Genomic DNA, 25,718 nt, shown 5'->3' with positions numbered 1-25,718 from the left:
CAGATATACTGCGAGCTTAAAATTATTTAAGGGGGATTAATAAATGAACAAAAAAACATTAATAGGAATTTTGCTAGCATCAGTAATGTCAGTAAGTGTATTAGCAGGGTGTGGAGCAGCAAAAAAGGATTCATCAAATGGCGGTGATGGAAATAAGAAATATGTAATTGCATGTGATGCAAAATATGCACCATTCTCTTTTGAGGAGGATGGAAAGTATAAAGGAATCGATGTAGAACTTTTAGCTGCAATTGCTAAAGAAGAAAATTTTGATTATGATTTAAAGCCAATGGACTTTAATGGAATAATTCCAGGTATTACATCTAATCAATTAGATGGTGCTATAGCTGGTATGAGTATTACAGATGAAAGAAAACAAACATTAGATTTTTCAGATGGATACTTCCAATCAGGATTATCACTAGTTGTTAATAAGGATAATAATGATATTAAGAGTGTAGCTGATTTGAATGGAAAAAGTGCATCACTTAAGAAAGGTACAGCAGGAGCACAATTTGCTGAAGACAATGAATCCAAGTATGGATTAAAATTAAATTATTTTGATGATTCTCCATCAATGTTCCAAGCAGTTGAAAACAAGAATTGTGATTTCCTATTAGAAGATTATCCTGTTATCGCTTATAAGATTAAAGTTGATCCAGATTCTAAGCTAAAAATTGCAGGAGATAAATTAACTAATGTTGATTATGGATTTGCAGTTAAAAAAGGTGAAAATGCAGATTTATTAAAGAAGTTTAATGAAGGCCTTAAGAAATTAAAGGATAATGGAGAATATGATAAAATAGTTGGTCAATATATCGCAAAATAGACGAACTTATTTGAAAGTAAGATTCATGTTTTAATTATCATAAAGAGTTATAAGTTTGAGATGGATTTCTCATTTATAACTCTTTGTTGTATAATATAACATTTTATATTATGAAATTGGGATATTTAAGCAACTTGCATAAAAAGATAAAAATGAAGGAAGATATGCATCTTGATTCATAATTGAGTATGTATATCTGAGATTATAAATTAATTTTAATACAAGTTAAGTGACTTTGAAACTTTGTCATAATGGGAAAGCATGGAGTTGTAAACAGAAAGAATTATATATAATAAGAATATAGCCTTATTGACAGTTTTTGAATTGAACTATATAATAAGTTTCATAATGAAAGATATAAAGATTATGAGAAATTTGTTGCAGGGGTATTAGATTAATAAATATGCAATAAATTAATATTTTAGTTTAATTAAATAAATTGCAAAGGGGCAAATTAACGATGAATAGAAAAGTATTAGTGAATATTTTATTAGCATCAGCAATGTCGGTAGGATTATTGGCTGGCTGCGGTGCATCTAAAGGAGATACAAAAGCAGATGCGGGAAACAAAAAATATGTAATCGCATGTGACTCTAAGTTTGCACCATTTTCATTTGAGGAAAATGGTAAATATAAAGGTATAGATGTAGAAATCTTAGAGGAAGTTGCTAAAGAAGAAAATTTTGATTACGATCTAAAACCAATGGATTTTAACGGAATAATTCCTGGACTTACATCTAATCAATTAGATGGAGCTATATCAGCGATGACTATAACTGATGAAAGAAAACAAACTTTGGATTTTTCAGACGGATACTTTGTATCAGGGTTATCAATAGTAGCTAATAAAGATAATAATTCAATTAATAGCATAAATGATTTAAATGGAAAAAGTGTTTCAGTCAAAAAAGGGACAGCAGGAGCGAAATTTGCTGAAGACAATGAAGCTAAATACGGATTGAAATTAAATTATTTTGAAGATTCGCCATCAATGTTCCAGGCGGTGGAAAATGGAAATGATGATTTCTTGTTAGAGGATTATCCAGTTATCGCATATAAAATTAAAGTTGACGGTGATTCAAAACTAAAAATTGTTGGAGATAAATTAGATACTGTCGATTATGGATTTGCAGTAAAAAAAGGTGAAAATACAGACTTATTAAATAAATTTAATGAAGGTCTTAAGAAAATAAAAGAAAATGGAAAATATGATCAAATAGTTGGTCAATATATAGGAAAATAGTAAGGAGAAATGAAATATGGAAATCTTTCAATTACTAAAAGATAGCCTTCCTAGCTTACTAAGTGGGCTTTCGGTAACAATAGAAGTTGCAGTTATATCATTAATATTAGCTGTAATATTAGGAATAGTTTTAGGTATATTCAGTATAAGTAATTCAAAAATATTAAAAGGTATATCGACAATATACATCTATATGGTTCGTGGAACACCACTTATGGTTCAAGCTTTATTTTTATACTTTGGAGTTGGACAAGCACTAGGTATAAGATTTGATCCTATGGTAGCAGGTATAATAACCCTTACAGTAAATGCAACAGCTTATATGGCTGAAATTTTCAGAGGCGGAATTCAAGCAGTAGACAAAGGTCAAATGGAAGCTGCAAGATGTTTAGGGCTTAGCTATTTTAAAGCTATGAGAAAGGTTATTTTGCCTCAAGCAGTTAAAATCATGATTCCATCTATATTGAATCAATTTATTGTTACACTAAAGGATACATCAATCTTGACGGTTATAAGTATAAGAGAACTTACATCATCTGGACAAATTATAATTGCAAGAAACTTTAAAGCACTTCAAATGTATGCAATTGTAGCATGTATGTATTTTATAGTAATTACAATACTAACTTTAGTATCAAGTTATATAGAAAGGAAAATTAACTATGGTAATAAGCGCTAAGAATTTAAAGAAACGTTATGGACAATTAGAAGTTCTTAAAGATATATCTGTAAATGTAACAGAAGGAGAAGTTCTTTGTATCATAGGACCTTCGGGTTCAGGAAAGAGTACATTCTTAAGGTGTCTAAATGGTTTAGAAGAAATTCAAGCTGGTAGTATAACAATACTAGGACAAGAGCTTGTAAATAATAAAGATATAAATAAGTTAAGAGAAGAAATAGGAATGGTGTTTCAATCCTTTAATTTATTTCCTCATTTAACAGTCCTTGAAAATATGTTGCTTGCACCATTAGAATTAAAAAAGATGAATAGAAGTGAAGCAACTGAAAAAGCTCTAAATTTATTAGATAAGGTTGGTTTGAAGGATAAAAAAGATGTTTATCCAGATACATTATCAGGAGGACAAAAGCAAAGAGTAGCAATTGCCAGAGCTCTTGAAATGAATCCTAAAATAATGCTATTTGATGAACCAACTTCAGCACTAGATCCTGAAATGGTTGGAGAAGTATTAAAAGTTATGAAGGATTTAGCACAAGAAGGAATGACTATGGTTGTTGTAACTCATGAAATGAACTTTGCTAAAGAGGTATCTGATAGAGTTATATTTATGGATCAAGGATATATTGTAGAAGAAGGAGATCCAAAAGAAATATTTACAGCTCCTACAAGTGAAAGATGCAAGGAATTCTTGGATAAAGTAATTAATAATTAATATGAGGCATAGTTAAAATGCCTAAGATAAAAGCATTGTTTAAATTTCTAATGTAAATGAAATTATATAAACAATGCTTTGTTTATATAATATTTATAACAGAATTTTTTAATATGAAAAAGATATATCGCTGTAAAATATTTAAATATATATTGCAGTTTGCAATGCACAGTTTACAATAATTATCAATTTCACATTGAAAATTTTCAATTGCAACATATATATGCTAGTATATAAATATTGGTAGTTATAATTTGGCGTGAAAGAGGATAAGTTTATTTATAGGAAAAGAGAGATAGTGAGATACGATGAGAAATTAATTTAATGGATATGAGTGGACTTTCAAAATAAAAAGCAGTTAATAACCAAAATTTATATAAAAATGTCAGAGGAGGAAGACGTGTTGTTAATTAATAAGAATAATTCTAATCTTAAAAATATAGTTATTTTAGCTACTGGAGGTACTATTGCAGGCACAGGAGAAGAAGGAAAAACAACAAATTATCAGGCAGGTAATTTGGATATACAGACATTAATTAGAAGTGTTTCTAATCTTGATAAAATAGCTAATATATATGGTCAACAAATAGCGAATGTAGATAGTAATGATATAACTATTAATCATTGGTTAACACTTGCAAATAAAATAAATGAACTTTCAAAACAAGATGATATCGATGGTTTTGTAATAACTCATGGTACTGATACATTAGAAGAAACAGCATATTTTTTGGATTTAACAGTTAAAACTAACAAGCCTGTGGTAGTGACAGGTGCAATGAGGCCTTCTACTGCCACAAGTGCTGATGGACCCTTGAATTTATATCAATCAGTGGCACTTGCAGCCAGTGATTTATCAATAGGGCAGGGATGTATGGTTGTATTTTCTGATGGGATTTATAGTGGACGAAACGTTCAAAAGGTAAATACTTTTAAAACCAATGCATTTAGTTCCATAGAATTTGGATGTCTTGGGTACATGAGAGATAACATTCCTTATTTTTTTAATAAGTCTGTAAAGCCACATACGGTATATTCGGAATTTGATATTTCAAAATTAAGTAAATTACCACAGGTTTCTATTGCATATTTTAATATTGATGCTGATCCTTCAATTATCGATTATTTTGCTCAAAGATGTGAGGGAATAGTAATAGCAGGAGCTGGAAGTGGAACTTTTAGTTCAAAGTGGCTGGATGAGATTAAAGAGTTAGAGAATAAAGGAATTCCTGTTGTGAGATCTTCAAGAATAGGAAGCGGAATTATATTAAAGGATTCAAATGTAGATAAATATTCAAACTGTATTCCGAGTTATACATTATCACCTCAAAAAGCTAGAATACTGCTTTCTTTAGCATTGACTAAAACAAAGGATTATTCTGAAATAGGAAAAATTTTTGCAGAGTACTAAAAGTATATTTAAATTAAGCACATATTGGCAGAGGATAAGTAAATAATTGTTTTTAAACAATTATTTCATTTCTTTGAATTAATATGTGCTTAATTTTGTGATCATATTTTTAGTATAAATATAGAAAGTAACAGGAATTTGCCACAATATACCAGATAAAATGTTTAAAAAATGTAAATTGTCACCTATTGGCTAAGAATCATATAATATTATGAAATTAATGTAGTTTTATAGGATTAATATAATGAGTGAACATTGTACTAAAAGTAAAGATTTTATTAGGAGATTAATAAATGAGGGAAAATTAGTTGAATTTGATGACAACTCAAAAATAGTGATAATAAGTGATGTTCATAGGGGAGACGGAGGATATGCAGATTCATTAAGACAAAACAGGAATATCTACAAAGCTGCTCTTGGATTTTATTATCAAAACGGATATACTTTAATTGAATTAGGAGATGGTGATGAACTATGGAAAAATAAAAATTGTCTGGATATAGCATATACGTATAAGGATATTTTTGCATTGATGAATAGATTTTATGATGATAATAGATTATATTTGGTATTTGGAAATCATGATATAGTTAAATCAAATCAACAATTTATGGATGATCAAGAAAAGATTTTTGAAGATATGGGACATGGATTTGGACGTGAAATGATTAGTTTATACAGCAGAATAGATTTTTATGAGGGGATCATACTTAGATATATACCTTATAATGATGATATAATTGCATTTCATGGACATCAGGTTGATATAATAAATTGTGATATGTGGAAGACTAGCAGATTTCTGGTTAGATATGTATGGAGGTTCATGGAAGGAGTCGCTGGCTTTAAATCGCCAATTAGTCCTGCTAGTAATTATGATAAGGGAAGCAAGATAGACGATATACTAGGAAGACTCGCGCGAGAAGAAAAAAAGGTAATTATCTGCGGGCATACTCATAATGATATATTTCCAGAACCTGACGAAGGAATTTATTTTAATGATGGGTGCTGCGTATTTCCATCAGCAATAACCTGCATTGAAATTATAAATGGAGAAATTTCACTAATTAAATGGGAGATAGAAGTAGGTAATTATGATATTTTATATATTACAAGGAGTATAACCGGAGGACCAGAAAGAATACAAAAATATTTGGATTATGCAAAAACTCTATAGGGAGAATTTTTGACATGGGGGAATGAAAAAGATGTATATAGATTTGCATTGTGATACAGCAGGAAGAATATTTTATGAAAATTTGAACCTTAGAAATAAATTGTGTAAGGTTAACATTGAAAATTTAAAAGTAGGGAGAAACTTAGGGCAGGTATTTGCTTTTTTTATAGATAAAAAATTAAATGATGATCCGTATGATGAGTTTATTAATTTATATGATAGATTCACGAAAGAAATCGAAAAGAACTCTAAAGAAATAGAAATTGTGAGAAATAATAAAGAATTATTTTCTGCACAAAGGGATGGTAAAATAGGTGCTTTTCTTTCAATTGAAGGGGGGGAAGTTGTTAAGGGAAATACAGAGCTTTTAGAAAAAGTATATAAAATGGGGATAAGAATATTAACAATTACCTGGAATTATAAAAATGAATTGGGTTATCCTAATGTAGAATTTATTAATAAGAATGAACATTTAACTGAAACAGGGCTTGAAGTAATTGATAAATGTGAAAGCTTAGGCATAATTCCAGACTCATCGCATTTATCTGATGCTGGATTTTATGATTTAATTAGAGTTTGCAAAAAGCCATTTATAGCATCTCACTCTAATGCAAGAGCAATAACAAATCATCCTAGAAATCTAAGTGATGATATGATAAAATTATTAGCTGAAAAAGGTGGTGTAATGGGTTTGAATTTTTGCGCCGATTTCTTAGGTGATAAAAGTGTATCTTCAATAGAAGATATGGTTTTTCACATAAATCACATAAGAAATATAGGTGGAATTGATGTTCTAGCTATTGGCAGTGATTTTGATGGAATAAAAAATGAAGTGGAAATAAAGAATGCCTCAGAATTTGATAAGTTGCACGCAGCTCTTAAAGAAAATGATTTTAAGGAAGCAGAAATAGAAAAATTATTTTACAAGAACTCCCTTAGAGTTTTTGAAGAGACGTTAAAATAATATTGAGTATTTTTAAAGTATATAATTATTTATGATGAAGAAGAAAGAAAAAGTATAAGAAGATAAATATGTATATAAAATTAATTAAGTAAAAAAGTTTGATAGGTGGTGAACTCTTAGTAGATAGATATCTCACTAAGGAGAATTATGAATAAATTGAGTGGTAAGGTAGCACTGATTACAGGAGCATCAAGGGGTATTGGAAGGGCTATAGCAATAGAACTTGCAAAGGAGGGAGCAAGTGTAGTAATAAATTATTCAAAGGATGACGATGGAGCTAGAGAAACTTTAGAAGAAATTAAAAAAGCGGGTGGGTATGGAATTATAGTAAAAGGAAATATTTCATCTTTTAAAAATTGTGAAACTATCGTTAATGAAGTTATAGCTGCAATGGGAAGAATTGATATTTTAATAAATAATGCAGGCATAAGTAAAATAGGTTTATTTATGGACTCTACTGAAGATGAAATAAGCGAGATTGTAAATACTAATTTATTAGGATCTATGTATTTAACAAAGCATGTGTTGAAGTATATGATTTCAAGGAAACAAGGAAATATAATTAACATTTCTTCAATTTGGGGAGAAACAGGAGCATCATGTGAAGTTCTTTATTCAACAACAAAAGGAGGAATAAACTTATTTACAAAAGCTCTTGCAAAGGAGATTGCTCCATCAAATATAAGAGTAAACTGTATTGCGCCAGGAGTAATAAATACGAAGATGAATTCATTTTTAGGATATGAAGAAAAAAAATCCCTAGAAGAAGAAATTCCTCTAGGAAGATTTGGTGATCCAAGTGAAGTGGGAAAGCTTGCAGTATTTTTAAGCAGTGAAGATTCATCGTATATTACAGGGCAAATCATACGTGCAGATGGAGGATTCATTTAGAGGAAAGTTTTATATTTCTTCTTCATCATCAGATGATACTATTTTTTCAAGATAGAAGTAGAATTCAACTCCTCCACTTATGTTTTGCAGATTAAATTCGCTATTATGAAGGTGCAGGATATTTTTTACTATTGATAATCCTATTCCTGTACTATTCTTTTGAGTTCTTTCTCTGGATCTGTCTAGTCTATAAAATTTATCAAAAAGCTTACTTATTTCTTCCTCAGGGATGGTGACTCCCATATTTTGTACTGATATTTTAAATCTATCTAATTTTTCCTCAATGTTTATATTAATATTATTTTTAGGTGGCGTATATTTAATTGCATTTGTTATAAGATTAGTTAAAACCTGCTCCATTTGAAATGGGTCTGCATAAACATAGCTATAAGGTACTGCGGGATTGAAGTTTATGTTAAGCTTATTTTCTTCAAAATCAGGTTTATGTTTATTTAATATCTTGTTAATTAATCTATTAATATTAAAGGATTCAAAGTTTGGTTTTATAATTCCAGATTCAAGTTTTGAAAGCTCTAACATATTAGTAACTAAAACAGTCATTTTTTTAGATTCATCAATTATGGTTTCTAAATATAAATTGGCATCTTCACCAGATACTATGCCGTCTTTAAGTCCTTCAGCATAACCTTCTATTATTCCAATAGGAGTTTTTAGTTCATGGCTGACATTTGATATGAAGTCTTTCCGCATATCTTCTAATTGCCGTTCTCTTTCAATATCATCTTCTAATTTTTTATTTTTACTCTGCAAATCGAGGAGCGCAGCTTGAAGATTTTTGGATAGAAAGCTTAGAGATTTTGCGAGGCTGCCGATCTCATCTTCTCTTTCGGTTTCACAAACTTCAGTAAAATTCATTTTAGAAATTTTATTTGCAGCATAAGTTAAATTTACAAGGGGTTTAGATATTAAATTAGAATAAATCAAAGATAGTATTATTGATATTACAATTAGACCAATGAATAGATAAATAAAAAACTCACTTATTACTTCAGAAGCTTCCTTTATGGGCTGAATTGGCGAGACACAAAACATAAGACTATCATTAGAACTATTTATGGACAAAGTACTAATAACTCCAATCTTAGTATTGTTATCAAAGTTTGTATATCCAGTTTTAGAATATTTAACAACTTGATTGATTAGATCTTTATCATCTAATAATTCTTGACCAAAAGCAGCTAGGGTATTAAGGCTTTCATTATCAGTATTATAAGCATTGGGAAGATATATAGCTTTACTACCATCTACAGAAGTAACAATAACTTTAGAATTAGTATCATTTTCAAATTTTTGAATAGCAATATATAAATCACGATTGTTACTTATCTGATAAGAGTATAAATCATGAAATTTATTTACTTCATTAACTAATGAAGTTGTTTTTTTGTAAGAATAAAAACTTTCAAAGAAAACAGCCTGTGCAACATATGCTATAAGCAGCAATCCTACAACAAGAGATAATGTTATAATAAATAATCTTTTGGATAAATTATACTTCATTATTTAACCTCGAATTTATAGCCGCTGCCACGTACTGTAACTATAAAATTAGCTTTATCTAACAATTTTTCACGAAGTCTTTTAACATTAGTATCTACAGTACGAATATCACCATAATAATCTATACCCCATACATTATCTAAAATATTATCTCTGGTTAAAGCAATTCCTTCATTAGTAACTAAATATGTTAATAGTTCGTATTCTTTTGGCGATAATATTATTTCTTGTCCATCTATTTTAACTTCATGAGAAAGTTTATTTATAGTAAGGCCTCTAAAATCTTGAAGGCTTGAATCTAAATCTTCTCTTGTCCTTTTTAAAAGAGCTTTGATTTTAGCCATTAAAACTTTTGGACTGAATGGTTTTGTAATATAATCATCAGCACCATAATCGTATCCTTGAAGTTTATCTTCTTCTTCACCTTTTGCAGTAAGAAGAATAACTGGGACAGTTGACGCTTCTCTTAATTTACCAAGCATTGTGAAACCATCCATAACCGGCATCATTATATCTAAGAGGATTAAATCAATTTTTTGAGTGCTGAATACAAATAAACCTTCTTCTCCATCTGATGCTTCATAAACATTAAAATTTTCTTTAAGTAAATAGTCTCTAAGTAAAAATCTTATTCTTAATTCATCTTCAACGATTAAAATAGATTTCTTCATAAATTATCATCTCCTTCAAAATACATTAAACCCCTAGATAGCTAGCTTTGAACTTAGACTTATGTGGTAAATTGCAAAAATTACAAATAAGTAATGATTCAGCATTAAAGAATAAGTTATAATATTGATTATAACTTATAAATAAGTCAAATATATTACAAATAAAATATTTTGCATGACTTTAAGTTTGATTATTAACAGCCACAAAACATATTTTACAATCTTTTATATTTTCATTGCAAGATTTATTATGTATCTCTATTTAAGAATCCAGCAGTGTAGGAGTTTATATTAATTAATTTATAATATAATAGTATAATTAGCAATATTATTTCTTTCATTATAATATAAACTTATGATTTTTGATTGAAGAAATTGAAAAAATTATGATATTATTATGTGTGGCATAGTTTATGATAAACTAAAATAGATAATAAATATTATTATAAGGTATATTAATTATAAGATTAGATATATGCAGTTTAGGAGAGAAATAATGATAAAATTAAATTTTGATGTAAGGACACATACCTTAAAGAATGGTTTAGAGGTAATAACAATAAATAAAGATACTCAAATAGCGGCAATAAATATTGGAATTAAAGTTGGAGCATTATGTGAAAATATAAAAGAAAAAGGGATAAGCCACTTTATTGAACATACATTATTTAAGGGGACTGTAAATAGAAGTGATGAAGAGCTTAATGAAGAATTAGAAGCATTAGGTGGAGAATATAATGCTTATACAGACTATGATGCTACAGTGTATACAATCAGCTGTTTAGCAGAAGAATTACAAAATGCAGTCGAACTATTAGGAGATATGATTATAAACCCTGAATTTGATGAGGAAGAAATAGAAAAAGAGAGAGGGGTAATACTTTCAGAAATAAAAATGAGCAAAGATGATATAGAAGATTTTAGTTTTAAAAATGTAAATAGAATTGCGTTTACCAAAAGTCCTCTTAAATATGAAGTGACTGGAATTGAGGAAAATGTTTCGGAGTTTACCAGAAAAGAAATAATGTCTTATTATAAGAAATACTATACACCTAAAAATTCAATTATAACTATGGTATCACCTTTAAGTCATGAAGATGCAATAAAATTAATAGAAGAGCAATTCAAAGAATGGTCAGGAGAGAAACCTAAACCTATAGATATAGTAAAGGAAAAAAATAATAATATAGTAGGAATAAGTTATAAAAAAGATATAGAACAAAGTACTATAGTTTATCTATATACTTTTAATGAATTGAAGAAATCAGACGAACTTCCACTTAGAATACTAAACCACAGGTTAGGAGAAAGTTCTAACTCATTGTTATTTAGAGAGATTCGAGAGAAGAGAGGATTAGCTTATGATATATATACTCACTTAGAAATAACCAGTAGTATAAAAACTCTTTATATTTATACTGCAGTAAGTGAGGAAAACATTGATGAAGCTAATAAAGCAATTGATGAGACATTAAAGAAAGTAGCTGATGGAGAGATTCAAATAGGTGACAAAGATTTAAATATTATGAAGAAGGTTCATAAGACAGCCGTAATATCAACATTGGAGGATCCGGCAGAATTATGCAATTATATTTTACATCAAGCATTAGATGATGAGGATATATTTGAATTTGTTAAGGATATGGAAAGATTAAATAACATTAATATAATCAAAATTAATGAAGTTGGGAAAAATGTTTTGAAAAATCCAACAATACATATATTAAAATCCAATTAATATATATATTGAAAGTATAAGTAAAGGTGAAAAATATCATGTCAAAAATTACAAAAATAGAAGTTCAAAAAAGAAATAAAGAAAGAGTTAATTTATTTTTGGATGGGGAATATGCCTTTTCGATTTCAGCAGAATTAGTTTATAAGGAAGGTCTTAAGATTAGTTCAGAAATTGATGCAGAAAAAGTTAAAAGCATAGCCAAAAGTGAAAATTATATTAAGTGTAAGGAATCTGCTTTAAGAATAATTGAACGAAATTTAAAAACGGAAAAAGAAGTAAGAGAGAAATTAAAGTTAAAAGGATATGACGATAATTCGATAGAAAAAAGTATTGAATTTCTTAAAGAATATAATTTCGTAAATGATAAAGCTTATGCAAAAGCATTTGTAAATGATAAATTGAAAACAATGGGAAGTCAGAAAATAAAATATTCATTAATTCAAAAAGGAATAGCTAAGGAAGTTATAGAAGAGGAATTATCTAATTTAAACAAAGAAAATGAAAAGAATATAGCACTAAATATAGCAAAGAAAAAATTAAACACTATAAAAAAGACGGAAAATGATAATTATAAAATTTCTGGCAAATTATATAGATTTTTGATTTCAAAAGGATACGCAAGCGATATTGTAAATGGCGTTGTTAAAGAGGTTATGTCTTTAGAAGAATTTTAACAAAATAGCACTATAAACATTATATTTGAAGACATAAATTAAGTAAGAAGAGTTTCTTTTATATGCGAAAAGTTATTATTTTTGTTATAATGGTAATATGATAGGGTGAGAATTTATTGATGGGGGGGAGAAAATCATGAATGGAAACAAATTTAGATTAGTGATTGCTGGGATTGTTGCAGGCTGTATTCAAGTAAGTATAATTATTGGAATGTTAGTTATACCAAGTGGGATAGTTAATTCTAAAATCATGAATTTGTTCTCAGACGGTGGTCTAAGTCAAGAGTATTCATCTAATAAATCTGATAAAAATGAAATTAAAACATTTTTAAAAAAATTGACATTAGGTCAAAATGATCAAGCTAGGGAAGTTATTCTTTATAATGGAATTACCATAGATGAAGGAGTAAAATCAAATGAAGAGATTAATAATGAGGCTGCTTTGTTAACTCAAAATTCGAAAAGTGATAGAGAAAAAGCTAAAATTTTATATACCTGGGTGGGAAGTAATATAAAATATGATGATAATAAGGCTGATGAGGTATTAAAGGGTAGCGATATTCAAAAAATGCCAGAAGGTGGCGCAATTTCTGCTTTTAAAAGTAGAACTGGAATATGCTTTGATAAAGCATGTCTTTATGTAGCAATGGCGAGAGCTGCAGATTTGAAAGTAAGGTTAGTGGGTGGACAGGCATATAATGGGGAAGAATATGTAGGACATGCATGGAATCAAGTTTATTTAAGCGATGAAGGAAAATGGGTAAATGTAGATCCAACATTTTATGATGGGGGAAATTACTTTGATTCCAATTTATTTGACCAACATAAAGAAGAGGAAGTTGCTGGGGAATGGCAATAAATTAATTTACTTTTTTTTGGAGCTTTGAAATAATAACATCGATGGCTTTTTCACAGTCTTTGTCAGCGGGATCTATAGACCAGGCTAGATTGAAAAGACGTAAAGCCGTATCAAGGCATTCTTTCATAACATAGCAGTAACCAAGATTAAAGAAATATTTACTTTCATGACTAATTGAAATTGCTTTGTTTAACATTATGATGGCATCATCAAAGTTTTTTAGTTTAATAAAGCAAACTCCACAATTATAGTATGAACAAGCTTTGTTTGTATTTTCAGATGCAGATTTTTTATAGTAAGCAATAGCTTTCTCATAGTCTTGACTATTGTAAAATTTATTTCCTTCATTAAAGTAATTCATTTGTAACCTCCAAAAGCAAAATTATAAGTTTTAACTAGAATACTTTATGATTATAGACAATAGTTTAAATAACTATACATATGGACTTATTTTTAAATAATATTAGATTATAGTAACAATATAAACGTATTGAAAAAATAGAGTAGGTGAATAATAAAATATGACAAATTATAAAATTGGATTAGATATAGGATCAACAACAGTGAAATTAGCGGTTCTTGATAATGATAATAGTTTAATTTATAGCAAATATAAAAGGCATTTTTCAGATGTAAGAAGTACTATTGTTGGTTTAATAACTGAATGTTACCAAACATTAGGAGATATTAGCTGCAAGATTAATATAACTGGTTCGGGAGGACTATCTGTATCTAAGTGGTTAAGTCTTGGTTTTGTTCAAGAAGTAATTGCGTGTTCAAAAACAGTTGAAACATTTATTCCGCGAACTGATGTTGTAATAGAGCTTGGTGGAGAAGATGCCAAGATAACATACTTTAAAGGTGGAATAGAGCAAAGAATGAATGGAAGCTGTGCAGGGGGGACCGGAGCTTTTATTGATCAAATGGCAGTACTATTAAATACGGATGCATTGGGTCTTAACGAATATGCTAAAGAATATACAGTATTGTACCCAATAGCTTCAAGGTGTGGAGTTTTTGCTAAAACAGATGTACAACCTTTAATAAATGAAGGGGCTAAAAAGAGTGATATAGCAGCATCAATATTCCAAGCAGTAGTAAACCAAACTATTAGTGGACTCGCTTGCGGTAAACCTATAAGAGGAAATGTAGCTTTTCTTGGAGGGCCACTATTCTTCTTATCAGAATTAAGAAATAGATTTATAGAAACTTTAAATTTAAGTGGAGATCAAATTATTGCTCCAGAAAATTCTCAGCTTTTTGTTGCAATGGGAGCTGCTCTCTTGGCAGAAAAGGAACCAATAACATCTTTAGAACAAATAGCAGATAAAATTGCTCATATCTCTAAAGTAAAAGATGATACAGATCAAAGACTTGAACCATTATTTAAGAGAGAGGAAGACTATAACAAATTTAAAAATAGACATGACCATGCTGTAGTAAAAAGAGGAGAACTTAAAAACTACAAGGGGCGAGCGTACTTAGGTATTGATGCAGGCTCTACAACAACTAAGGTTGCACTTATAGGAGAAGATTCTGAATTGTTATACTCCTTCTATGGAAGTAATGAAGGAAGCCCATTAAAGAAAGTTGTTCACATAATTAAAGATTTATATGAAAAGCTTCCAGAAGGCATTGAAATTGTAAATTCCACAGTTACAGGTTATGGAGAAGCTTTAATTAAGGCAGCGCTTCATATAGATATTGGTGAAATTGAAACAATTGCTCACTACAAGGCTGCAGATTATTTCTTACCGGGAGTAGATTTTATCTTGGACATAGGTGGACAAGATATGAAATGCATTAAAATAAAAAATGGTGCAATAGATAGTATAATATTAAATGAAGCTTGTTCATCAGGATGCGGTTCATTTATTGAAAGTTTTGCTAAGTCATTAGATATGAAGGTTGAAGATTTTGCAAAGGAAGCAATTCGTTCAAAAGCACCAGTAGACTTGGGTTCTAGATGTACTGTATTTATGAATTCTAGAGTTAAGCAGTCACAAAAGGAAGGCGCTGAGATTTCGGATATTTCAGCTGGACTTTCATATTCAGTTATAAAAAATGCTTTATATAAAGTAATAAAGTTAAGAGATGAAAAAGATATAGGTGAAAAGGTAATAGTACAAGGTGGAACTTTTTATAATGAAGCTGTACTTAGAAGTTTTGAACTTATTTCTGGAAGAGAAGCCATAAGGCCAGATATATCAGGACTGATGGGAGCTTTTGGATGTGCACTTATAGCAAAGGACAGATATGTTGAAGAAACTAAATCAACATTGCTGCCAAAAGAGAAAATCAATAAATTTGAAATGACATCATCGTTTAGAAGATGTGGTAAGTGTGGAAATAACTGCTTACTAACTATAAATAAATTTTCTACTGAAGAAGAATTTATTTCTGGAAATAGGTGTGAAAGAGGACTTGGAATAGAGAAGTCTAAAGAGAATAAATTGCCAAACTTATATGACTACAAATATAAGAGAACATTTAATTATAAGCCACTTAAAGAAGAAGAAGCAAAGCGTGGAGTAATAGGGATTCCTAGAGTTTTAAATATGTATGAAAATTACCCATTTTGGTTTACATTGTTAACTAACTTAGGATTCAGCGTTAAGCTTTCAGCACATTCAAACAAAAAAATATATGAACTTGGAATTGAAACAATTCCTTCAGAGTCAGCATGTTATCCAGCTAAACTTGCTCATGGACATATAATGAATTTAATAAACAGGGGAATTAAAAATATATTCTATCCTTGCATATCATATGAGAAAAAAGAATTTGAAGAGGCCCAAAATCATTATAATTGTCCTATGGTAACTTCTTATCCAGAATCAATTAAAAATAATATGGATGAATTAAAGCTTAATAATATTAACTTTATGGAACCATTTTTATCTTTAGATAATGATAAAGAACTTGTTAAAAGAATCGCTCACGAATTTAAGATGTTTAATGTTACCCTAGATGAGGCTAAAGAAGCAGTTGAAGCAGCAAGTAAGGAAAGAGAAGCATATAAACAAGATATAAGAAATAAGGGTGAAGAAGTCCTTGAGTATTTAAGAAAAAATAATAAAAAGGGAATTGTATTATGTGGAAGACCATATCATATAGATCCAGAAATAAATCATGGTATTCCTGATATTATAACTTCTTTTGATATGGCTGTATTAACTGAAGACAGTGTATCTCATTTAGGAAGATTAAAGGATAAATTAAGAGTTGTAGATCAGTGGATGTATCATTCAAGATTATATAGAGCAGCAGCTTTTGTAGCTGATGAGCCATGCACAGAAATAATTCAGTTAAACTCTTTTGGCTGTGGATTAGATGCTGTTACAACAGATCAAGTTTCAGAAATTATATCATCAAAAGGAAAGATATATACAGTATTAAAGATAGATGAAGGAAATAATTTAGGTGCAGCTAAAATAAGAATAAGATCATTAAAAGCTGCTGTGGATGAGAGAGAAAGAAAGAATTATAAACCAGTTGAAGAAAAGATAGTTTATAATAATCCAGTATTTACACCAGAGATGAGAAAAACTCATACAATTTTATGTCCTCAAATGTCACCAATTCATTTTGAATTGATAGAAACAGCTGCGAGAGCTGCAGGATATAATTTAGAGGTCATGCCTTCAATGGATATGAAAGCTGTTGATGAAGGATTAAAATATGTTAACAATGATGCCTGTTATCCTTCAATAATAGTTGTTGGGCAGATAGTTGAAGCTCTTAAATCGGGAAAATATGATTTAAATAGTACTGCAGTTATAATGTCTCAAACTGGAGGGGGATGCAGAGCTACTAACTATATTGGTTTTATAAAGCTTGCTTTAAAACATGCTGGTTTTGAAAATATTCCAATTATATCGTTAAATGCGGTTGGTCTTGAAAAGCAGCCAGGCTTTAAGATTACATTGAAGCTGCTTCATAGAGCAATAATGTCATTGGTTTATGGTGACTTATTTATGCGTGTTCTATATAGAACAAGGCCTTATGAAAAAGTTAAAGGATCTGCAAATGAACTTCATAGAAAATGGGCTGAAAGAGTTAAAGCTAATTTAATAAATGGAAGTAAGAAAGAATTTAATAAAAATATAAAAGAAATAATTAGTGACTTTGATAATCTGCCATTATTAAATATTAAGAAACCAAGAGTTGGAGTCGTTGGGGAGATTTTAGTTAAATTCCATCCAACAGCTAATAATGATGTAGTAGGAATTTTGGAAAGTGAGGGAGCGGAAGCAGTTGTTCCAGATCTTTTAGATTTCTTTTTCTATTCAGCTTTTGATGCTGATTTTAAAGCTAAATATCTTGCAGGCAGCAAAATGACAAGAAATTTGAGTAATGCTGCAATTATATATATAGAGTCATATAGAAAAACTATGAAAAAAGCTTTAGAAAATAGTGAAAGGTTCTCTAAGCCAAAACACATAAAAGAACTAGCAAATATGGCATCACCTATACTCTCACTTGGAAATCAAACAGGTGAAGGATGGTTTTTAACTGCTGAAATGATAGAGCTTATAGAAAGTGGAGCATCCAATATAGTATGCCTTCAACCTTTTGCTTGCTTGCCTAATCATGTAACAGGAAAAGGAATGATTAAAGCATTAAAGGAAAGATATCCTAAGTCTAATATAGTGGCTATAGATTATGATCCAGGTGCCTCAAATGTAAATCAATTAAATAGAATTAAATTAATGCTATCTGTTGCATTTAAGAATTTAGAAGAAGAAGTTAAACTTCAAAAGGAGCATCAAGAAAGTACGCACAAGCATCCATTTCCAAATGAAATAGGCTTGACGCTAGAAGATAATATCTAAAGTATAACAGGAATGTTTATATATGGATAATTGTTTATTATATTTAAAAAATATATTTAATAATTATATTTAAAATTAATGCACAATGTACAAAATATATATTATAGATATTGTACATTGTGCATATAATTTTTGCTTAAGTAATGTGAAAATTTAAAGGTATCATTCTTAAGATTAATAAAACTGTTTTATAGTTGATTTATAAATGCAGAGTATATATAGTGAGATATATGGAAACATAGCGAAAAACAAGTTTACTACATGCAAGTTAATTATGGAATAAACTGGTTAGGAGTTTTAGAATATTAATCTATAATATATATATAATGGTTAGAATTTTTAAATGAAAACAACTTGGAGGTAATTATGGGCATGCAAAATAGTAAGCCAGTAAAAGAACAACCAAAGAAAAAGGAATTTAGTATATTAGTATTTTTTGCAGGGATAATTTATATAGTTCTTTTTTTAAGTATAAGTACCCCACTTGTGTTACTTTTTGGACCATATGAAAATACGCGCAAGGTTTTTGTATCAACTTTGCTTGGAACGAGGCATGCTTACTTATTAACTGATTTCTTATCGCAAGATAAGATAAATGAAATTTTAGGAGTTAATGAAGCAGCAGAGGAAACAAATGAAGATACAGCTAAGGAAAGCGCTACAGATTTAAACAAAGTTCAAGTTAAATATACAAGTGGAAATGAAATTACCAGATACGATATACATACAGATAGATATAATGGATATGTGCTAGAAATAAAAAATCCATTGGGTGTCAGAGTGGCAATGACGAAGTATTTAGGGAAAATGGGACAAAAGACAAGTGAAATGGCTGAGGAACATAATGCTATTGCTGCTATTAATGGAGGAGCTTTTGTTGATAAATCTTCAGATGGAACTTTATATGCAGGAACAGGAGCAGTTCCAGGGGGATTTGTAATATCAGGAGGAAAACTTATATATCCTCAAAGCAATGTAAAAAGAGATAATGTAGAAAATGTTATAGCTTTTACTAAAGAAGGCAAGCTTATTGTTGGAGATCATACTCTTGCAGAATTGCAGAAATTAAACGTACAGGAAGCAATGTGTTTTAGAAGACCTAATATTATCATTAATGGAGAACCACAAGTAAAAGACAAAAATGCAGATGGTTTAAATCCTAGAACAGCAGTTGGACAAAAAGAAGACGGAACAGTAATTTTTTTGGTCATTGATGGTAGAAAAATTACTGCCCCAGGAGCTAGTCTTTATGATGTTCAGCAAATTATGTTAGATAGAGGTGCCATTAATGCTGGTGCTCTTGATGGTGGTTATTCATCGACAATGTATTATAAGGGAGAGGTAATAAATTCTCCAAATGCTTGGGATGGAGAAAGATCTGTTGCTACTGCATTTTATGTTGAATAAAGTATAACTTCTTATAGAATCTCAAGTTATGGTTAACATTATATTAGTAAAGTGGAGATAGGAATAAGAAGTATTTTTAGGAGAGGATTAAGTATGAAAAACCTGGTAAGAATAATTGCATGGACACTTATGGCATTAGTAATTCAGCAAGGTATATTTTTATATATAGAGAATGTATATTTAGCTTCAGATGTAAAAATACAGGCTGAGAAAGTTGAAGAAAAGGAAACTACTCCAGAGCAAAAAAATGAGATTGATATAAAAAATGGTGTAGATAAAGTTTCAGTATCATCGGATGGAAGATTCGCTGCTTATTTAGATGATAGCAAACTTAAAGTATTAGATAGCAATGATAATAGTGAAAAAGAATTTCAAAGTGAAGATAACGGAAAAGTAGTATTTTATAAATGGTTAACAAATGAAAATAGTATAATTGTTATTCAACAAGTACAAACCAATAATGGATCTTATTTTGAACCAGTATCATTTAATGCACAAAAGGGTGAAACACGACAACTAACAGATTTTAATTATAATGAATTAAATATAAATGTAAATAAAGGTGACACAGTTGATGATGTAATATTTTCTACTGCAACTCATACTCTTTATATAAAAGTGAAGAAGACAAGTGGAAAGAGCGATTTATATTATGCAAATATAATGAATGAATTGGAAAAGGTAAGGTCAAACAAGGAAATAGGAAATGTGGTGGTACCAACAACAAGTACAAATGCAGTGATGGAAATGGGGAATGGGGCAACCATATTAAATGGTCCGGATATAGAAATACCTAATGTTGGAGTTACGAGGGTATTAGGCAGTGATGTTAATGATAATGTATATTTTGGAGAAGAGGCAAGTGGCAAGATAACCAAAATATATTATAAAGTATTAAATAATGAAAAATCTCAATGGCATACATTAACGCTACAAAGTCCAGTAGCAAGAGAAGATATAATAATCGATTATTCAGGAGATGTTTACATAAATGATAAAGCCTCAAATAGTGTCTCAGAGCTTATAGGTAAAAAGACCATTAAGTATGAAGGCGAATTACTACAGTCATATTCAAAAGGGATTATATCTAAAAGTGGAAATAAGCTTATAAAGAACGAAGTCGCAGAAAATAGAATATCTATTAATAATTAAAAATTTGAATTTTTATAATTAAGTATAAAGCATGTACATATTTATTCTAAGAAGTTTTAGAAAGGTTTTAGGATAAATATGTATTTTGTTTGAAAATTTAAAATATGTGGTATAATTAACTAGTAATTGTGAAAACGTGAACAAAAGAAGCAATTTTCATGCAATTGAATATGATGGTTGTAAGGAAGGATGATGTTGTCTAGTGCTTATAAGAAAAAATATATTGAAGCTTGCAATACCAATAATGGTGGAGCAGACTTTTGTTATGCTGCTAGGAGTGTGTAATACCATGATGGCAGGGCATATTGGGAAAGAAGCCGTTTCAGCTATTGGAATGGTCGATTCAATAAATAACTTATTCATAGCTTTTTTTGCGGCATTATCAGTTGGAGCAACTGTAGTTGTCGCACAAGAAATTGGACAAGGTTATACTAAAAGGGCTAATGAGACTGCAAAACAGGCTATAGTGTCTGGAATCGCAGTTTCAGTGACTATAACCTTGCTTCTATGGATTTTACGGATTCCAGTGATAAATTTTCTTTATGGATCTGCAGAAGAATTAGTAAAATCAGATGCAAAATTATATATAGAATTTACATTGTTAACTTATCCGCTTATAGCACTTGATCAAATTGCTAATGGGATACTTAGAGGAACTGGAGATACTAAAACACCGATGTACATCTCTATGTTTATGAATATAGTGAATATAATTTTAGGATACACATTGATATATGGAGTAGATCTCTTACATATACATCCATTTGGAATAATGGGAGCTGCTATGGCCATAGCTATTGCTAGGACAATAGGAGCAATAATTATAATAATAGTTTTAATTAGAGGAAGCAAAAATATAAAAATTGATAAAATATATCCTTTTAAATTTAATTTGAAAATACAAAAGGATATATTTAATATAGGAATACCAGCAGGAATGGAACAGGTGATTTTTCAAATGGGCAAGTTACTTGTACAAGTATTTATAGTTACAATGGGAACAGCGTCTATTGCGGCTAATGCTATTACAATGTCCATAACACAAATAATAAATGTTCCAGGAAATGCACTTTGCTTAGCTGCCACAACTTTAGTTGGGCAATATGTTGGACGAGATGATATCAAAGGAGCAAAAAGTACATTATTTTATTTAGCAAAATTCGCAACTGTCTGTCTAGTAACGGTTGGAGCTATATTTGTTCCTATTTCAGGATGGGTAGCGAGTTTCTATACAAGCGATCCGGAGGTAATAAGGCTTACATCAATCCTTCTTGAAAGTAATAGCATAGCAGTTTTATTTTGGGCAAGTTCATTTGTAGTTTCATCAGGACTCAAAGGAGCAGGAGATACTAGATATACTATGCTAACAGCATTTATAGGTATGTGGATATTTAGAATATGTTTGGGATATGTTTTGGGAATATTGCTTAAGGTTGGAATTCTTGGAATATGGATTGCAATGTATACCGATTGGTGTGTTCGTGGAACAATGTATTTGATTAGACTTAGGGGAAATAAATGGCTTAAACATAGGCTGATATAGATAAGTAATAAATAAATTTGCAGACGGTAACATAGTATTTATGTAAATTTAAGTTATAATGTTGATAAAAATGTATTATAATAAAAATAATAAGAAATAATATATTAAAAATACAAAAAATATTATAGAGAATGAAGACAGTAATAAATAAGGTATAGAAGAATAACACAGTGCATAAAAATATTTAATGATTTTAGGGGAAAAGGGGAAGTGATTCATGGATAAAAATAAAAAGTTCAAATTGATTGGTGCTGGTTTAGGAGTTGGAACAATGGCAGCTTTAAGTAGTGTAATAGCTGTAGTTGCACATAAAAAATTTAAAGAAAATAAAGCCCAAAATATTTCAGAAAAAAATGAATACATTACAGGTAATATTAGAAAATTTGGAACATTATATTTAGATGATGAAAAGATGAAGAATCCAGTAGACTTCATAGAGTTTAGTGATATTCCAGAATATAATGGTCAAAAAATAGAAATAGGAAATTCGGATGGAAATAATGAAAATATGTTGTCATGGGTAGAAATAGATGATAATGCCAAAAAACTTTTAATATGTGACAGAAATATTATTAAAGGAATTTCATGGAATGAATTAAATAAGCAAAATTTAATTTTTGGTAAAGTAGTAATGATAGAAGATAAGAAATATATTTTAAGACTTTTGTCTGGTTATAGTGAAAAGAAAAATCATAAAGCTAATGAATGGGATAAATATATAGTAAATACTGATAAAATTAGCGGATTACCTAAAAATAGTGCTATCGATGCAGATATAAATTCAAAACAGGATAGTGAGAAAAAATTAAATGGAGAAAATAATAAGCTTTGGCATTGGTATAAGTTTTCTAGTTTTACACAAAGTGAAGAATTGCAAAGTGAGAAGTTTTGTATAATAAGAGGATTTTATGCTACACTATATTCAAGTCAATCAATTAAAGATTTAAGATATGAAACAGTTGGTTATAGACCAGTTTTAGAGTTAGTAGAATAATATATTAGAAAGCGTATAGATAATGTTAGTAATTATCTATACGCTATAATTTTTATAAAGCTAAAGTATAGCAAATTGGATAGTGAAAAAATAAATATAAAACTTGACAAAAGTGGTTATATATAATATTATTTAATTGAAAATGATTCTCATAATTAATTAAAAAAGTAAAGGAGAGATAGAAAATGAAAATAGTATATTGGTCAGGAACAGGAAATACAGAAAAAATGGCTCAATTAATTGGACAAGGAATAACTGAAAGTGGAAAAGAAGTTGAGGTTATAAATATTTCAAATATAGATATAAGTGTATTATTAGAATTATTAGATGAAGAGATTCTTGTTTTAGGTTGCCCAGCAATGGGAGATGAAGTATTAGAAGAAGGGGAGTTTGAACCTTTTATAGAGGAAATTTCAACTAAGGTATCAGGAAAGAAAGTTGCACTATTTGGCTCTTATGGTTGGGGAGATGGTAAATGGATGAGAGAATTTGAAGAAAGAATGACAGGCTATGGATGCACTATAATAGATGAACCATTAATAGTTCAAAATGAACCAGATGAAATGGCAGAAGAGTGCATAAATCTTGGTAAGAAAATAGCTAGTATATAAATTGAGTTGGTGGTGGCGTGATATGGAATATCTAGATTTTTATAAGAGATTGGAGTCTATGAAAAATAAAGAGTATATAGAAAATTTTTTAGTGTATAATTCATCATTAGTAATTGCTGGAGTAAAACCAGCTGTAACAGTGAATTTGAAGAAAAATAACATAAAGTTATATGAGAGCTGGAATATGTTTGGAAAGATTTTTTTGGAGAACTTAAATTTAAGGTTTATAGAATTAAGAGAAAGCGATAATTCTATAATAATTATGATTTATGATGAAAGAATACTAGAAAAAGAATTAAATCAGGAATCTTATATAAAATTTTTAAATGGCATAGGTTATCCTTCTAAAGTAGAAATGGATGAATATATGAATACATTAAAATCTAGGTATGATAAATATCACTGTCCACATGAATTAGGGTTGTTTCTGGGAATACCTTTTGATGATGTTAAAGATTTTATGGAATGTACCACTAAGAAATGTCTATTATGCGGATACTGGAAGGTATACAATGATAGTAAGAATGCAAAAATAATCTTCAACATATATGATAAAGTTAAAGAATACACCATAAAAAATATGCTTCAAGGATACTTATCGCATGACCTCGCTTTAAGTATAAAAACCTCATTCTATGTAAATGCTATCTAATATTTTAGATAGAAAAAAATTATTATGAAGTTAAAATAGAAAATATTCTTGACAGCACACTGCTGTAAACAAAAGTAATTAACCACCATAGTTATATTATTTATTGATCACATACCATTAAATAATATATTATAATTAATCATACAAAATATTCTTGATGCTCACACATCATTAAGAATGCATTCTATGAAACACAAACAAATTATTTCTTACAGATATTAATTAGAGTAATTACGTACATTCCATGAAATTTATATAAGGTTCATAAGGTTAGCACATAGCCTTATGGACCTATAATTTTTGGAGATTTATGTATGATATAGGCATTAAGTCACCGAAACCAAATAATTGCTATTCTAATTGTTTTTTACAATTAGAATAAATTACAGTATAATTTATGTTATGGCATTTTTTATAAATAATTATAATGGGGATATTTTAGAATGGAAGAGCAGAAAATATAAAAAATATTATCTTTATGCTATCTAATTTAGATAGTATAGACCATAAGAAGGAATTTGGATTCTAAGAATTTGTAGAATAGAATATGAGGTGATGCTTATGTTATTTAATAAACTCTTTGAGATAGATAAAGTAAGTGATTCTATGGGAAATATTAATTTTAGGGAAGCAGTTAGAGGAATTATTATAAAGGATAAGAAAATTTTAATGGTGCATTCTAAAAATCAAGATTATAAGTTTCCTGGTGGAGGAATAAAAAAAGATGAAGGGCATATGAATGCATTAGCAAGAGAAATACAAGAAGAAACGGGCTATATCTGCAGCAAAATTAATGATAGAGCTGGAATTGTAGTAGAGCGAAGTAAGGATAGATATGTTAATAATAGAGTTTTTAAAATGATATCTTACTATTATTTTGCTGAGGTGCTGAATAAAAAAAGGAGTCAAAAATTAGATCCATATGAAGCAGAACTAGGATTTAAACCAGAATGGATTACATTAGAAGATGCTATTAATAATAATGAGAAGATAATATCGGCAGGAATTGAACCAATTGCAAATTGGATTTTTAGAGAAACTTATGTATTAAAGAAAATTAGAAAAAACATTGATTAAATTACTAAGTAGAGAATAACTTATACATTTAAAAATATGTAAATACAAGATTTTTTATCGCTCGTAGCTAATATAATA

General features: G+C 29.3%; 22 protein-coding genes. 19 read left to right on the top strand and 3 right to left on the bottom strand.

Annotated elements, in window-relative coordinates; all coding sequences use genetic code 11:
• The first annotated feature begins 43 nt into the window (after nucleotides 1-43).
• The 8 genes from CLOBL_RS06880 (at nucleotide 44) to CLOBL_RS06845 (ending at nucleotide 7,906) form a co-directional block, all read left to right on the top strand.
• The gene (locus tag CLOBL_RS06880) at nucleotides 44-829 is read left to right on the top strand and encodes a transporter substrate-binding domain-containing protein (RefSeq protein ID WP_077858350.1); all 786 of its coding nucleotides are present in this window, start codon (nucleotides 44-46) and stop codon (nucleotides 827-829) included.
• Between the two features lie 460 nt (nucleotides 830-1,289).
• Nucleotides 1,290-2,072, top strand: coding sequence for a transporter substrate-binding domain-containing protein (locus tag CLOBL_RS06875; RefSeq protein WP_077858349.1), 783 nt, complete (start codon nucleotides 1,290-1,292; stop codon nucleotides 2,070-2,072).
• 16 nt (nucleotides 2,073-2,088) lie between these two features.
• On the top strand, nucleotides 2,089-2,751 hold the full coding sequence (locus CLOBL_RS06870) for an amino acid ABC transporter permease (RefSeq protein WP_077858348.1): 663 nt from the start codon (nucleotides 2,089-2,091) through the stop codon (nucleotides 2,749-2,751).
• On the top strand, nucleotides 2,735-3,463 hold the full coding sequence (locus tag CLOBL_RS06865; RefSeq protein WP_009170088.1) for an amino acid ABC transporter ATP-binding protein: 729 nt from the start codon (nucleotides 2,735-2,737) through the stop codon (nucleotides 3,461-3,463). The genes CLOBL_RS06870 and CLOBL_RS06865 overlap by 17 nt, the downstream gene beginning before the upstream one ends.
• Before the next feature lie 400 nt (nucleotides 3,464-3,863).
• Nucleotides 3,864-4,874 (top strand): asparaginase, encoded by a 1,011-nt coding sequence (locus tag CLOBL_RS06860; protein ID WP_179117698.1) that lies wholly within the window; start codon nucleotides 3,864-3,866, stop codon nucleotides 4,872-4,874.
• Between the two features lie 244 nt (nucleotides 4,875-5,118).
• Nucleotides 5,119-6,051 (top strand): metallophosphoesterase, encoded by a 933-nt coding sequence (locus CLOBL_RS06855; protein ID WP_077858346.1) that lies wholly within the window; start codon nucleotides 5,119-5,121, stop codon nucleotides 6,049-6,051.
• Nucleotides 6,052-6,073: 22 nt separating this feature from the next.
• Nucleotides 6,074-7,015 carry a dipeptidase gene (locus tag CLOBL_RS06850; protein ID WP_179117697.1) on the top strand — a complete coding sequence of 314 codons (942 nt, stop codon included), beginning with the start codon at nucleotides 6,074-6,076 and terminating at the stop codon, nucleotides 7,013-7,015.
• Nucleotides 7,016-7,162: 147 nt separating this feature from the next.
• Nucleotides 7,163-7,906: an SDR family oxidoreductase gene (locus CLOBL_RS06845; protein WP_077858344.1), complete on the top strand. Its 744-nt coding sequence runs from the start codon at nucleotides 7,163-7,165 to the stop codon at nucleotides 7,904-7,906.
• 9 nt (nucleotides 7,907-7,915) lie between these two features.
• Here CLOBL_RS06845 and CLOBL_RS06840 read toward each other — a convergent pair whose 3' ends face one another.
• Nucleotides 7,916-9,427 (bottom strand): HAMP domain-containing sensor histidine kinase, encoded by a 1,512-nt coding sequence (locus CLOBL_RS06840; RefSeq protein ID WP_077858343.1) that lies wholly within the window; start codon nucleotides 9,425-9,427, stop codon nucleotides 7,916-7,918.
• The gene (locus CLOBL_RS06835; protein ID WP_077858342.1) at nucleotides 9,427-10,098 is read right to left on the bottom strand and encodes a response regulator transcription factor; all 672 of its coding nucleotides are present in this window, start codon (nucleotides 10,096-10,098) and stop codon (nucleotides 9,427-9,429) included. The genes CLOBL_RS06840 and CLOBL_RS06835 overlap by 1 nt, the downstream gene beginning before the upstream one ends.
• Before the next feature lie 496 nt (nucleotides 10,099-10,594).
• On the opposite strand from CLOBL_RS06835, the gene CLOBL_RS06830 reads away from it, so the two are divergent.
• From CLOBL_RS06830 to CLOBL_RS06820, 3 genes are all read left to right on the top strand, one after another.
• Nucleotides 10,595-11,836 (top strand): pitrilysin family protein, encoded by a 1,242-nt coding sequence (locus CLOBL_RS06830; protein ID WP_077858341.1) that lies wholly within the window; start codon nucleotides 10,595-10,597, stop codon nucleotides 11,834-11,836.
• 38 nt (nucleotides 11,837-11,874) lie between these two features.
• Nucleotides 11,875-12,510, top strand: a complete 636-nt coding sequence (recX, locus tag CLOBL_RS06825; protein WP_077858340.1) for a recombination regulator RecX — start codon at nucleotides 11,875-11,877, stop codon at nucleotides 12,508-12,510.
• A 136-nt stretch (nucleotides 12,511-12,646) separates the two neighbouring features.
• Nucleotides 12,647-13,369 carry a transglutaminase-like domain-containing protein gene (locus tag CLOBL_RS06820; protein WP_077858339.1) on the top strand — a complete coding sequence of 241 codons (723 nt, stop codon included), beginning with the start codon at nucleotides 12,647-12,649 and terminating at the stop codon, nucleotides 13,367-13,369.
• 1 nt (nucleotide 13,370) lies between these two features.
• Here the strand turns inward: CLOBL_RS06820 and CLOBL_RS06815 are convergent, their stop codons facing one another.
• Nucleotides 13,371-13,730 carry a tetratricopeptide repeat protein gene (locus CLOBL_RS06815; protein WP_009170098.1) on the bottom strand — a complete coding sequence of 120 codons (360 nt, stop codon included), beginning with the start codon at nucleotides 13,728-13,730 and terminating at the stop codon, nucleotides 13,371-13,373.
• Nucleotides 13,731-13,890: 160 nt separating this feature from the next.
• Between CLOBL_RS06815 and CLOBL_RS06810 the strand changes: the two genes are divergently transcribed.
• The 8 genes from CLOBL_RS06810 to CLOBL_RS06775 all read left to right on the top strand — a co-directional run bounded on the left by CLOBL_RS06810 (nucleotide 13,891) and on the right by CLOBL_RS06775 (nucleotide 25,640).
• Entirely contained in the window at nucleotides 13,891-18,204 is a 4,314-nt protein-coding gene (locus tag CLOBL_RS06810; RefSeq protein ID WP_077858338.1) for a 2-hydroxyacyl-CoA dehydratase, read from the top strand.
• A 366-nt stretch (nucleotides 18,205-18,570) separates the two neighbouring features.
• Complete coding sequence (locus CLOBL_RS06805) at nucleotides 18,571-19,611, top strand: phosphodiester glycosidase family protein (RefSeq protein ID WP_077858337.1); 1,041 nt, start codon at nucleotides 18,571-18,573, stop codon at nucleotides 19,609-19,611.
• 93 nt (nucleotides 19,612-19,704) lie between these two features.
• Nucleotides 19,705-20,763, top strand: coding sequence for a hypothetical protein (locus tag CLOBL_RS06800; protein ID WP_077858336.1), 1,059 nt, complete (start codon nucleotides 19,705-19,707; stop codon nucleotides 20,761-20,763).
• 202 nt (nucleotides 20,764-20,965) lie between these two features.
• Complete coding sequence (locus CLOBL_RS06795) at nucleotides 20,966-22,306, top strand: MATE family efflux transporter (protein WP_077858335.1); 1,341 nt, start codon at nucleotides 20,966-20,968, stop codon at nucleotides 22,304-22,306.
• Nucleotides 22,307-22,523: 217 nt separating this feature from the next.
• Nucleotides 22,524-23,300, top strand: coding sequence for a hypothetical protein (locus CLOBL_RS06790; RefSeq protein WP_077858334.1), 777 nt, complete (start codon nucleotides 22,524-22,526; stop codon nucleotides 23,298-23,300).
• A 185-nt stretch (nucleotides 23,301-23,485) separates the two neighbouring features.
• Entirely contained in the window at nucleotides 23,486-23,911 is a 426-nt protein-coding gene (locus CLOBL_RS06785) for a flavodoxin (protein ID WP_077858333.1), read from the top strand.
• A 22-nt stretch (nucleotides 23,912-23,933) separates the two neighbouring features.
• A complete protein-coding gene (locus CLOBL_RS06780) occupies nucleotides 23,934-24,563 on the top strand; it encodes a DUF3793 family protein (RefSeq protein ID WP_077858332.1) in 630 nt (209 codons plus the stop codon).
• Between the two features lie 561 nt (nucleotides 24,564-25,124).
• Nucleotides 25,125-25,640, top strand: coding sequence for an NUDIX domain-containing protein (locus CLOBL_RS06775; RefSeq protein ID WP_179117696.1), 516 nt, complete (start codon nucleotides 25,125-25,127; stop codon nucleotides 25,638-25,640).
• Nucleotides 25,641-25,718 lie beyond the last annotated feature (78 nt).

Origin of the sequence: Clostridium sp. BL-8, assembly GCF_002006495.1 — a bacterium.
Lineage (GTDB): Bacteria > Bacillota > Clostridia > Clostridiales > Clostridiaceae > Clostridium.
Note: the sequence above shows the minus strand (reverse complement) of the source record. Positions and strands in the feature narration are given on the sequence as shown.